This window comes from Citrobacter freundii complex sp. CFNIH4 (genome assembly GCF_002934505.1).
GTDB lineage: Bacteria > Pseudomonadota > Gammaproteobacteria > Enterobacterales > Enterobacteriaceae > Citrobacter > Citrobacter freundii.
In genome coordinates this window covers 5050647-5062651 of sequence record NZ_CP026231.1, presented here as the reverse complement: position 1 = coordinate 5062651, position 12005 = coordinate 5050647, and the positions used below count along the sequence as shown (strand labels likewise).

The following is a 12005-nucleotide window of genomic DNA, read 5'->3' as shown; positions in this document are numbered from 1 at the left end:
CAGTTTGCATACTTTATTAGAACAGCAATGTAGCCTCCCCACCATAAATATAAATCAGGTTTAATGAACCAATTGGGAATAGCAATGAACGAATATTTTATGTTTGCCCTGGCACTCTCTCCGTTACTACTGATGGTATTTTTAATATTGAAATTGAAAATGCCCATCCATTATTCAGTACTGATCTCTTTGGTATTCACCGCTGCACTATCGGCAATATTCTGGGAAATGCCCGTACAAAATCTAAAAGCCGCGATAGGCTATGGCGCGCTGAAGGGATTATGGCCGATTGTGATCGTGATCCTCGGCGCTATCTTCAGTTATAACGTCATGCAGGCGACCAAAGCGCTGGATATTCTGCGCGATATTCTCGCCAGTATTAGCGAAGATAAGCGTATTCAGGTGCTGCTGATTTCATGGTGCTTTGGTGGATTTCTTGAAGCCGCGGCGGGTTATGGTACAGCGGTCGCCATTCCGATCGGTATTCTTATCGCATTGGGTTTCAATCCGCTGAAGGCGGCGATTGCCTCTCTGGTGGCAAATACCGTTCCCACTGCATTCGGCGCGGTCGGGATCCCGGTTTCTATTCTGGCGGAACAGGTTAACCTGCCGGTTTATACCTTAGGCGGAACCATTATTCTGCAGCTCGCGCTGTTTAATATCCTGCTGCCGTTTGTGATTGTCTGCATTATTGGCGGCGGCCTGAAAGCCATTCGCGGCGTATTTTTAATCACGCTGATTTGCGGTATTACCACGCTGGTTCCGCAGTATTTTGTCGCTATTCGTCTCGGCGCTGAATTACCCGCCTTTGCCGGTAGCCTGGTCAGCCTGTTTGCCGTGGCGATGGTTAGCCGCCTGCGCAAAGGGAAAACCGATCCCGAGTGGCGAATTGAAGTCAGCCATACCCGCGAAACCACTCCGCGCTCGGCAAAAGTGTTGTTCCGCGTGGGTTCTATCTATCTGTTTATTTTTGTCTTTATCCTGCTATGTTCGCCGCTGTTCCCGACGATAAAAGGCGCAGCCTCACAACTGGCCTCGGTGCTACATTTCACGTTGGCTGACGGCAAAACGATGGCGTTGAAAGTTGAATGGGTGACCACGCCAGGGATGCTGATCATCTTTGCGACCATTATCGGTGGTTTTATTCAGGGAGCGTCCGCACGCGGGATGCTGGAAGTATTTATCAAAACGATTTTCCAGCTTAAAAACTCTATCGTCGCAATTATGGCGATCGTCGCGCTGGCCACGGTGATGGATCTCAGCGGGATTATCTCCACGCTGGCACAGTCAATTGTCGATCTGACCGGCAGCTCGTACGTCTTCCTCGCCCCGGTGATTGGCGCGCTGGGCACGTTCGTTACCGGCAGCGATACCAACTCGAACATTTTGTTCGGAAAACTGCAAACCATTGCCGCCAGCAAACTGCATATCGATCCCAACTGGCTGGCGGCGGCCAACACTTCTGGCGCAACGGGCGGGAAAATGATTTCGCCGCAAAGCATCGCCATCGCGGTATCCGCCACAAAAATGGACGGTCAGGCCAACCAGATCATGTCTGGCACCATGAAATACTGCTGCGCCTATATCGTGATCCTCGGCTTAAAGGTTGGCCTCTTTTATTACTGGTTTATGGCGTAAGCCATTGTCAACCCCGTCAAATTTGCGGCAACCATATTTGACGACGCGGTGACCAAAAAGGTTTACACCTCCCCGGAAACGGAACGAGGCGACAGACTTTACGATTTGTCGGCGCTGACTAAAATAGCGCCGATGTTTCAAATCGAGGATTGTTGTTATGTTGTTCTGGAAAAAGATGGTGAAGAAGTTCGACGCCTTTTCCGCGTTGATTCCACCACGCTACTTCCGCGTGTAATATTGGGCACTTATGCCTGATGGCGCTTCGCTTATCAGGCCTACGTTTCGCATTCATTTGTAGGCCTGCGTTTCACGCTCATTTGTAGGCCGGATAAGGCGCTAGCCGCATCCGGCAGCAGCGTAAAATGTTCACCCCTTTCTCTTACGCAGTCCGCACGCTCTTAACATCACAACCCAAATACGAAGCCACGCAAAACGGTAGACCAGCGGATGCTGAAACCTCAGCAATGTCAGAAACACAGAGCCCCCTTGCGGCGTCAGATCACCGTGGCCTGATAGCGAACCTGTGGGTCCATAATCTGGTGGCGCGCGTCTATCAGCCGCAGTTCATACGAATCATGCTCTTTCGTCAGCCGCATTACCGCGTCAACAACACTGGTGGTCCGCTCCAGTGCCTGCTTGTCCTCGTAACCATTGAGCAGTGAGGCCAGCATCACGCTGCAAATCAGATCCCCAACGCCCACCGGCATTTTGGCAAAGGTATACAGCGGCCGGGCAATGTGTAACGTCTGTTCCGGCGTCACCAGCAGCATTTCAAACGCCTGTTTGTTCCGCGAACAGTCGCCGAGATGCTTCACCAGCACCTTCTTTACGCCCCACGACACCAGTTGCCGCGCCGCTTCCACCACCTCGTCAAAACTACGCAGTTGTCTGCCCGTCAGCACGCCCAGCTCATAGAGATTCGGTCCCATCATGTCGGCCAGTTGAATGGCGTCATCGACAAAAAATGACTCCACGCCCTGCGCGACAATGCAGCCTTTTTGCGGGTCGCCCATTACCGGATCGCAAAAATAGAGCGCCTGCGGATTACGCTGACGAATGGTGGTGACGGCGTACTTCACCTCTTCACAATGGCGTTTATCTCCAAGATACCCGGACAATACGGCATCGCATTGCGCCAGCTTTTGCAGGTCATCCAGCCCGCTGATGATCGCGCTCAGCTCGCCGTGCGGCATCGCCATGCCCTGCCACATCCCATATTGGGTGTGGTTGGAAAACTGTACGGTGTAAAACGGCCAGACATCGATCCCCGAGAGCTGCATCGGCAACACAGCGGCTTTATTTCCGGCATAGCCATAAACGACCGACGACTGAACAGACAACACGTTTTTCATTTTGACTCCGTCTAACGAAACGTTGGCAGCAGACCAAATACGTCCAGAACAACCGTCAGATAGACAACCGCTCCGCAGACAATCACCAGGTTAAGCACGGTGTTATTACAGGGCGCGGTATAGCTGGCGGTTGGGAAACGTTTCCGCGCGGCTTTCACCAGGAACGGCGGCAGGATCACGCTCCAGATGGTAAAGGCCAGACCGGCGTAACCAATCGCGTGCACAAAACCGTTCGGGAAGAAAAAGCACACGGCGGCTGGCGGGAAGTAGGTCACCAGCGCGGTTTTCAGGCGACCCATGCCGTCGTCCGGGAAGTGAAACAGATCGGCGATGTAATCGAACAGGCCAAGCGTCGCCGCCAGCAGGGAACTGGCTACCGCGAAGTTGCCGAAAAAGGTGAGGATCAGATCCATATATCGGCTGGTGAACAGCCCGCTGATGGCCTCGACAAACACATCGATATTGCCGCCTTTGGCGATAATCGGCGGGAATGAGGAACGGCTGATGTTACCCATCGTCACGCCCAGCCAGAAAATATACAGCAGCAGAGCAAACAGCGTACCGATGATAATCGAACGCGTAATATTCGAGACTCCGCTTGTGCCATACAGTTTGACCAGGCTCGGCACGTTACCGTGAAAACCAAACGAGATAATACAGAACGGCAGCGTCATCAGGATGTACGGCAGATACTGCGAATTGGGCAACGCCACCGCCACGCTGTCGATGAGTTTTGCCACTTCGATATGGCCAATCAGCCCGGAGAACGTGGCAAAGAACGCCACAAACTTACCGATAATCAGCACGGTAGTGATGCGTCCGACCAGTAAGGAACTATACCAGGCAATCGCCCCTACCAGCATACTGACGATCACCACCGAGATATTCGCCGGAAAGCGCACGCCGCTGTATTTGAACACGGTTTGCGCCATCACCGCCGACGAACCGGAGATATAGGCATAGGTCAGAATATACAGCACAAAGCCGAAAGCGATACCAACCACGATATTCCACTTCCGGCCTAATAAATCCTGAGTAAAAGTATTAAAACTGGCACCGGCGCCATAATGCAGGTTAACTTCGACCAGCATCAGACCGGTTAATAACATCATGATGGCGATAAACAGAAGAATAACAGACGCACCGGGGAACCATACGCCGGCCATCGCAATCGGCAGGGAGAACATCCCGCCACCCACTACGGTCGCGATAACCAACATGGTTCCGCTAATCAGTCCGGGGGTACTACTCTGTCGCTCAATGGCATTAATATCCATGATAAATGTTCCTGTAGACTATTCGTTATAATTACAGCTGTCATTTGTACATCATGCGGATAATAAAAATGTCGGAGTCAGGGTTTACTTTTTTTAGTTATGTCACGGTAACGGGCACCGCAAAGGCTTCCTGTTCATGGAAAAGGAATACAAAAAAGCCCCATCACGTGATGGGGCCATAACTATTTTTTAGATGTAATCAAAGCGTGCAGTAAAGAAACGCAATTGCTTCGGCTCGTAAATAAACTTCAGCCCGCGAATATCTTCTTTGTGCTGGTAAAGTTTAATAATGCCGTCAGCCACGACATCCATATGTGCGTAGGTATAAACACGACGTGGAATAGTCAGACGCACGGTTTCCAGTTTCGGTCTGTGGTGTTCACCGGTCACGTTATTACGGCCCGCAGAGATAATTCCGCGCTCCATGCTGCGCACGCCGGTTTCCACATAGATGCTGGCGGCCAGACTTTGCGCCGGGAACTCATCTTGCGTCAGATGCTCGCAGAAGCGACGCGCATCGAGGAATACCGCATGACCGCCTACCGGTTCAACAATCGGTACGCCAGCGGCTTTCAGTTTGTCGCCCAGATAGCGAACCTGCTTCACGCGGTGCTCAATATATTCGTACTGCATGGCTTCGCGCAGGCCAATCGCCATCGCTTCCATATCACGTCCGGCCAGGCCGCCGTAAGATGGCATCCCTTCGTAGACCACGACTAACTCTTTGGCAGAAGAGAACATTTCGTCATCGTTCATGCACAGGAAGCCGCCGATGTTCACCAGACAGTCTTTTTTACCACTCATGGTACAACCGTCGGCGTAGCTGAACATCTCATGCACGATCTCGGCGATGCTCTTGTTCTCAAAGCCCTGCTCTTGCTCTTTGATAAAGTAGGCGTTTTCTACGCAGCGGGTAGCGTCGTAGAACACTTTAATGCCATGCGCTTCTGTCAGTTCACGCACCGCACGCATGTTAGCCATCGAGACCGGCTGCCCACCCGCGAGGTTAACCGTCACCGCCAGGCAGATATACGCAATATTCTCTGCGCCTTTTTCATCAATCAGCTTTTGTAATTTTTTAAGATCGATATCACCTTTAAACGCAATATTCAGACCGGCATCGTGCGCTTCGTCACGAACGATATCGACAAACACCGCACCATTTTTTTCCTGGTGATAACGGGTGGTAGTGAAATACATATTCCCGGCAACATATTGCCCAGGTTTAATAGCCAACTGCGATAACAGGTTTTCTGCGCCACGCCCCTGGTGAGTCGGAACAATATGTTTAAAGCCAAACAGTTCCTGCACTGTTCTTTCCAGATGATAGAAGTTTTCGCTGCCCGCGTACGCTTCATCACCCATCATCATTCCGGCCCACTGCTTGTCGCTCATTGCGTTAGGGAAGGTGCGAACAAGTTCCTGATATGAGATCATCATATTCATCCGGAGCGCATCCCAGAGGGACATCATGAGCCATCAACTCACCTTCGCCGATAGTGAATTCAGCACTAAGCGCCGTCAGACCCGAAAAGAGATTTTCCTCTCCCGCATGGAGCAGATTCTGCCATGGCAGAATATGACCGCTGTCATCGAGCCGTTTTATCCCAAGGCGGGCAATGGCCGACGGCCCTATCCGCTGGAGACCATGCTGCGTATTTACTGCATGCAGCATTGGTACAACCTGAGCGACGGTGCCATGGAAGATGCCCTGTACGAAATCGCCTCCATGCGCCTGTTTGCCCGATTATCCCTGGATAGCGCCCTGCCGGATCGCACCACCATCATGAATTTCCGCCACCTGCTCGAGCAGCATCAACTGGCCCGTCAATTGTTCAAGACCATCAATCGCTGGCTGGCCGAAGCAGGCGTCATGATGACCCAAGGCACTTTGGTGGATGCCACCATCATTGAGGCACCCAGCTCTACCAAGAACAAAGAGCAGCAACGCGATCCGGAGATGCATCAGACCAAGAAAGGCAATCAGTGGCACTTTGGCATGAAGGCCCACATTGGTGTCGATGCCAAGAGTGGCCTGACCCACAGCCTAGTTACCACCGCGGCCAACGAGCATGACCTCAATCAGCTGTGTAATCTGCTTCATGGAGAGGAGCAATTTGTCTCAGCCGATGCCGGCTACCAAGGAGCGCCACAGCGCGAGGAGCTGGCCGAGGTGGATGTTGACTGGCTGATCGCCGAGCGTCCCGGCAAGGTAAAAACCTTGAAGCAGCATCCGCGCAAGAACAAAACGGCCATCAACATCGAATACATGAAAGCCAGCATCCGTGCCAAGGTGGAGCACCCGTTTCGCATCATCAAGCGGCAGTTCGGCTTCGTGAAAGCCAGATACAAGGGGCTGCTGAAAAACGATAACCAACTGGCGATGTTATTCACCCTGGCCAACCTGTTTCGGGTGGACCAAATGATACGTCAGTGGGAGAGATCTCAGTAAAAACCGGAAATAACGCCAGAAATGGTGGAAAAAATAGCCTAAATAGGCTGATTCGATGTGTTTGCGGGAAAAAAATCGGCCCAGATCCGCGAAATTTTAATCAGCGAGTCAGCTTGGGAAGAAATGACCTGCTTATTCGCACCTTCCTTAGTGCCACTGTCTGTCAGCAGGTCAATATAAATATCTTTCGAATTTAACAGGAAAGTATTGTAACCCGCTTCCTGCATTTTCTTGAGGCGCTCATCACGCGGGATCATAGATACAGTTTCAACGCTTTTAATACGGAAGGGTTCTGCCGGATAATTCATTTTGTTTCTCCAGTAACAGTGGTCATGTACGTATTAATGTGAAGTAAATCATACCTGGTTCATCAACAAATCCTGATGAAATATAACTATTCGCCTCCTGAGTCAGGGGGAGAAATAATGTGGAGGCACTATGCAAGATTTGATTGATTATGGAAATAGCCCGGTCAACATTAATCACTGGCAATAATTTAAAAAGCTGTAAATGTGGGTGATGCAAATCACACGTCATTTTTTTACCCGTTAATATTCAACAAGTTTTTTTTTGCGTTTCGATTTGCCATTCGTCGTAGTGTGTCTGCGGAGAGTGGAAATACTGAAAACATAACTTTCCAGGCTGTGCTCGTAATGTATTGGTGAATGAGTACACCTCATTTTGTGAGAGTCGGATCACTTCACGGAGTGATATTTGTGATTCACATCACCAAAAGTGTAAAGCAAAGTGTACAAAACGGTGTTGTTTCAGAGTTTACTATTTGCTTCAGTGAGTCAGATCGCATTTTTGGCCAGATGCCGACAGGCGTTGTTTTCTGGAACGTGGGGATATTCAGGCGTGTGAAAGGTAATGAATAAATACGATGAATAATACCGAATCTATTGTGATGAGTGGGTTTTCTATTTATTCCGAAAGCGTGCAATTCGCGCTTATTTCATCTTATTTACATCTGGACTTCCCCCAGGATACTGGCGTAATTTACAGGGGTTTTATTAGCGCGATGCAAAGGTGTTGGCGCACCTTCGCATCGCTGATCGCAGCAACTATTAATAGAGAATAGCAGCCATGACTGATACGCATTGTATTGCAGTTTCATTTGATCCAGAAGTCCACGCCGCAGATAACCGTCGCCTGAAGGTGGGTTATGCGAGCCGTTATCCTGATTACAGCCGTATTCCGGTGAAGTACGTCCGGTTTCCGTCCATTGTGATGAAGGGCCAGTGGCTCAAAGCCGCCGGATTCGATACCGGCACCGACGTTGATGTTCGCGTAATGCAAGGCTGCATCGTATTAACCGCCCGCGCTGCCGACCCCGAAGAGTCAGAACTGATGAAATCCCTGCGCGCCGTGGAAAAGCTCTCCGCGCGTAAGCAAAAGCAGGTACTGGAGTTTATCGGGGTGATTGCGGGGAAAGCGTTGAAGGGGTGAGTGTGTGATTGTCATTGTAATTGAGGCGCCTGCGGGCGCCTTTTTTGAGCGTTTAGCACAGCATATTTTTCAGTTCTTCTGGGGTATACGGCGGTATGCGACGATGCAGCATAGCATGACAATTTGGACATACGGGGATCAGGTCATTGATGGGATCAAGGCGGTAGTCTTCTTTAATTGCCGATAAGGGTACCAGGTGATGAACATGGATAAACCCTTCGGCAATCTTACCGTAGACCTTTGACATATCGATGCCACAGACTTTGCACTGACAACCGTGATGGCGAAGAGCTGCCTGTCGGGCGTTGCGGTCGCGCTCATAGCGATTCACGGTCACCTGAGTCGCTGCCCCTTCTATATATTCAGTTTGCGCTTCGAGTTCTTCAGGAAAGATCGTGTCGCTCACCGCCGCAGCGCGCTTTTTATCCTGAACAATATGAAAACCTTGCTCAGTCAATAATCTGACGCATTTCGAACTGATACCGCCAGAGAAATCCTGAGGGGTAAACGCTTTACCCGTCAAAAGCGTCGCCGCAATTCCGGCAATGGCTTTTGACGGATAGCGACGCCCCTGAAATTCCAGCTCGTAAAGCCGTGCCTCTTTGAAACGATGTGAGAAGCCCGAGTCATAGGCGTGAATGGCCTTGATGATGTACTCGCGCGGCAGCGTGTCAGGTAGTTCATTCATCGGGCAGGTTCCTTTAACCAAAGACTTTCTGAAATAACGGCAAGCGATAAAGTGACGTCGATAGTGTATCGGCCTCACTCCTCTTGATCAGGTGATATTTTGCGAGCATCATCGCAATTATTTACCCGATAATGAAATCAATGACTTCCAGTAAAACCCTACAACAGGCAATTGCCGACATCACCATCTGGCGTAAAGGCGAGCAGCGTGCGCCGCACAAGCCTCTGCTTCTGCTTCATGTGCTGGCGGGTTATCAGCAGGGCCACGGTCGCCTGTTTGACTACGGTTCGGAAGTTCGCGACCCGTTGCATAGTCTGCTGGAGCGATTTGGACCCCAGCGCGCGCAGTACCCGCCCGGATATGCCTTTCTGGCGCTTACAGGGAGATGGGTTCTGGGAGCTACAAAACGCCGAGCATTGTTCAACATCCGGTAGCAGCAAACAGCCCCCTGCCGGGGAACTGGTAACGCACAACGTTGCCGGAGGTTTTGATGAACAGCATTTTGCCCTGCTGAAAAATAGCAAGAGCCTCATCAACACCCTGGCCCAGCAAATCCTCGAGGCGCACTTCACCGAAAGCATCCAGGAAGAGATCGCGGATGAACTGGGATTTGATATCCTGCAAATCCGCAAACAGCGGGATCCATTGTTCCGCCAGCAGGTTCTGCGTGCCTATAACTATGAATGCGCCATTTGTGGTTTCAATATGCGCCACGACAGCACCTCAGTCGCCCTGGAAGCCGCCCATATCAAATGGAAACAGCACGGCGGCCCGTGCGAAATTTCAAACGGCCTGGCGTTGTGCGCAATCCACCATAAAGCCTTTGATAAAGGTTCGATTGGCCTGGATGAGCGTATGCGAGTACGGGTGTCACCCGCAGTAAATGGCAGCGGCATGGTGGGCAGACTGTTCTGGGATTTTGTCGGGAAGGAGATTGCTCTGCCGATAATGCACGAGAATTATCCAAAAGAAGGGTTTGTGGAATGGCACAGGAAGGAGGTGTTCAGGGAATGAGTGCGAAGGCCGGACTCGAACATCGCACTTACCTCATTGGTTTATATGTCATTTTCTGAATACAATATAATCAATACCATCATAAATACCATCACGCAACATAGTCATTTAAACGCATAACGCAATTTTTTATTGAAGTAAAGATAAAAATTGAATCAATGCCCAAATGATGGTATCCTGCAGGATGGTTTTCAATTCTAACATGGATTTAGGAAGCACTAATGCTTAACTTTGAACAAGTGCTAAACGACATCGAAAATCTTCTTTTTGGCAAACAGCTACAGCCAATTAATCCTTCTACGCCTCCACTATGTATTATAAGCATTGATCGTGAAAATGGTAAATATAAAGTCTCTTCTAATTCTGAATCTAAAACACGTTCATTATCAGAGCTTGAATCGATTTACAGCAATTTAAATATTAGAGGTTTTTGTAATGTAGAGCAGGTTCTTTACGGTAGTTCTTCGAGCAGGAACCAACCAGAAACAATATTTGCTAACTTACCCTATATTCAACATTTCAAGTATGAAAACAAAAAACATCTGTTATTGCGTAGTCATAATGTCCATGAGGCAGCGACATTATCAGAAGTTCAAGGCTTTGAATTTAGGGTTTTAAGAAAAAAAATTGATAATTTTCTCAATTTGAATCTTGGGAAAATTTATGAACAGCAGGTTGAGTTAGTTCAAAGCCTTGATGATGCTTATCAAATAGTTTTGAAGAAATTCCCATCTGAAATTGCTTCAAAAAAGGTTGAGGTTACTCTTAATAGATTTAAAGAGCTTTCCGCAGATATGGCTAACTCAGTTGTGACTCTTGATTATAATATAGAGGTGCCAACATTAAAAATTAGTAATACTACTGTAGAAGAACTTATAGAGTCACCCAATACTTATGGAGTAGATGAGGGTGAAAATGATACAACATCATCACAGTTGAACTTGGAATTAAAAACTCTACAAGCTAAACTTGGTGTTGCAAGAATCACCTCCAAGACTCCGGTTTTATCTCTCATTTTTGATCGGGTTCATTTTGGTGATATTGAACTACAACCTGACTTCCAAAGAAAAGATCGTATTTGGAATAATGAGAAGAAGTCTAAATTAATCGAGTCTATTCTCTTAAAACTCCCACTTCCTGTATTTTATTTTGGTAATCGAATCGCAGAAGATAAGTGGGTCGTTGTTGATGGTTTACAACGGATCACAACAATTTATGATTTTATGAGTGGAGAATTTAAACTTTCTAAACTTGATATCCTTGAGGATTTAAATGGTAAAGAGTTTGGTGAGCTTACTCGCACTGAACAAAGAGCCATAAGAGAATATGAAATCACGGCTTACTTTATAGAAATGAATAAAGATAGCACTGATCTCATAGTTGAATTATTCCACCGTATCAATACATATGGTGTTAAGTTAAGTGATCAAGAAATTCGTTCGGCCCTGAATCAAGGTTCAAGTGTTAAGTTTTTACGGTATCTGGCATCCAAAAAAGAATTCAAACAAGCAACGCATGGTAAGGTTAAGCCTGATAGACAAAAAGATATGGAGCTTTGCCTTGCTGCTCTTGCATTTATAAATATTGGCTTTAAAAATTATAATTTTAATTCCTATGATAAGTTTTTATCAAAAGCCATGGAAAACTTAAATCTATATAAACTAAACTTATTAAACGAAAAAGAAATAGATTTAGGAAGTGCGTACATTTCGAATGAATGCAACGAGTATCTTCAAATAGAAAGAAAATATTTGAGGGCTTTAAACCTCGCCTATGATGTTTTCGGTGATTTAGCTTTCATAAAAGAGATTGGATCAAATACATCACCTATAAGTAAGCAACTTTATGAAGTGATAATTTACTATTTCTATTATGTTACTGAGGAACAAGAAGAATTATTGCTGAAAAATTCTGATAAATTGGTTGATACCCTTTATTCTGCTATTGATAGCAATTCAAAAGAATATGCCACATGGGATTCACAAACTTACATTGAAGCAGAGCGAGGGTTTAAGGACTCTATCTCTACCTCAACAGGAAAGAAAATAACTATATTATATAGATTCAATTCTTTTGCGAAAATTCTTGAACAAAGCACAGGCATTAAGATTGTTAATGCTAATGAGGGTAATTGA

The 12005-nt window shown here is 47.8% G+C and carries 8 protein-coding genes and 3 pseudogenes; 6 read left to right on the top strand and 5 right to left on the bottom strand.

Annotated features, from left to right (window positions below; translation table 11 throughout):
• Positions 1–84 precede the first annotated feature (84 nt).
• The gene (locus C2U41_RS25800; RefSeq protein ID WP_103849123.1) at positions 85–1638 is read left to right on the top strand and encodes an L-lactate permease; all 1554 of its coding nucleotides are present in this window, start codon (positions 85–87) and stop codon (positions 1636–1638) included.
• Between the two features lie 494 nt (positions 1639–2132).
• Here C2U41_RS25800 and pdxY read toward each other — a convergent pair whose 3' ends face one another.
• From pdxY to C2U41_RS25785, 3 genes and pseudogenes are all read right to left on the bottom strand, one after another.
• Positions 2133–2990 (bottom strand): pyridoxal kinase PdxY, encoded by an 858-nt coding sequence (gene pdxY / locus C2U41_RS25795; protein WP_096878604.1) that lies wholly within the window; start codon positions 2988–2990, stop codon positions 2133–2135.
• Positions 2991–3001: 11 nt separating this feature from the next.
• Positions 3002–4267 (bottom strand): aromatic amino acid transporter, encoded by a 1266-nt coding sequence (locus C2U41_RS25790; protein WP_003837156.1) that lies wholly within the window; start codon positions 4265–4267, stop codon positions 3002–3004.
• A 189-nt stretch (positions 4268–4456) separates the two neighbouring features.
• Positions 4457–5668: pseudogene (locus C2U41_RS25785) on the bottom strand (tyrosine phenol-lyase); the annotation flags it as partial.
• Between the two features lie 70 nt (positions 5669–5738).
• Here C2U41_RS25785 and C2U41_RS25780 point away from each other — a divergent pair.
• Both C2U41_RS25780 and C2U41_RS30030 read left to right on the top strand, forming a co-directional pair.
• The gene (locus C2U41_RS25780; RefSeq protein ID WP_032170067.1) at positions 5739–6719 is read left to right on the top strand and encodes an IS5-like element ISKpn26 family transposase; all 981 of its coding nucleotides are present in this window, start codon (positions 5739–5741) and stop codon (positions 6717–6719) included.
• Positions 6701–6916 carry a hypothetical protein gene (locus C2U41_RS30030; protein ID WP_308457688.1) on the top strand — a complete coding sequence of 72 codons (216 nt, stop codon included), beginning with the start codon at positions 6701–6703 and terminating at the stop codon, positions 6914–6916. The genes C2U41_RS25780 and C2U41_RS30030 overlap by 19 nt, the downstream gene beginning before the upstream one ends.
• Here the strand turns inward: C2U41_RS30030 and C2U41_RS25775 are convergent.
• Positions 6848–7027: pseudogene (locus C2U41_RS25775) on the bottom strand (tyrosine phenol-lyase); the annotation flags it as partial. The gene C2U41_RS30030 and the pseudogene C2U41_RS25775 sit on opposite strands and share 69 nt — an antisense overlap.
• 778 nt (positions 7028–7805) lie before the next feature.
• Here C2U41_RS25775 and symE point away from each other — a divergent pair.
• Complete coding sequence (symE, locus tag C2U41_RS25770) at positions 7806–8168, top strand: endoribonuclease SymE (protein ID WP_054528016.1); 363 nt, start codon at positions 7806–7808, stop codon at positions 8166–8168.
• Positions 8169–8220: 52 nt separating this feature from the next.
• On the opposite strand, the gene C2U41_RS25765 is transcribed toward symE, so the two are convergent.
• Positions 8221–8856, bottom strand: a complete 636-nt coding sequence (locus C2U41_RS25765; protein ID WP_003837147.1) for an HNH endonuclease — start codon at positions 8854–8856, stop codon at positions 8221–8223.
• Positions 8857–8996: 140 nt separating this feature from the next.
• Here C2U41_RS25765 and C2U41_RS25760 point away from each other — a divergent pair.
• Both C2U41_RS25760 and C2U41_RS25755 read left to right on the top strand, forming a co-directional pair.
• Positions 8997–9870: pseudogene (locus C2U41_RS25760) on the top strand (phosphorothioated DNA-binding restriction endonuclease).
• 221 nt (positions 9871–10091) lie between these two features.
• Complete coding sequence (locus tag C2U41_RS25755; protein WP_103848404.1) at positions 10092–12005, top strand: DUF262 domain-containing protein; 1914 nt, start codon at positions 10092–10094, stop codon at positions 12003–12005.

What these genes read in the sequence shown, in the direction of transcription:
- symE (WP_054528016.1), top strand. Translation starts at nt 7,806, where the DNA reads ATGACTGATACGCATTGTATTGCAGTTTCATTTGATCCAGAAGTCCAC.
- C2U41_RS25780 (WP_032170067.1), top strand. Translation starts at nt 5,739, where the DNA reads ATGAGCCATCAACTCACCTTCGCCGATAGTGAATTCAGCACTAAGCGC.
- C2U41_RS25765 (WP_003837147.1), bottom strand. Translation starts at nt 8,856, where the DNA reads ATGAATGAACTACCTGACACGCTGCCGCGCGAGTACATCATCAAGGCC.
- C2U41_RS25755 (WP_103848404.1), top strand. Translation starts at nt 10,092, where the DNA reads ATGCTTAACTTTGAACAAGTGCTAAACGACATCGAAAATCTTCTTTTT.
- pdxY (WP_096878604.1), bottom strand. Translation starts at nt 2,990, where the DNA reads ATGAAAAACGTGTTGTCTGTTCAGTCGTCGGTCGTTTATGGCTATGCC.
- C2U41_RS25790 (WP_003837156.1), bottom strand. Translation starts at nt 4,267, where the DNA reads ATGGATATTAATGCCATTGAGCGACAGAGTAGTACCCCCGGACTGATT.
- C2U41_RS25800 (WP_103849123.1), top strand. Translation starts at nt 85, where the DNA reads ATGAACGAATATTTTATGTTTGCCCTGGCACTCTCTCCGTTACTACTG.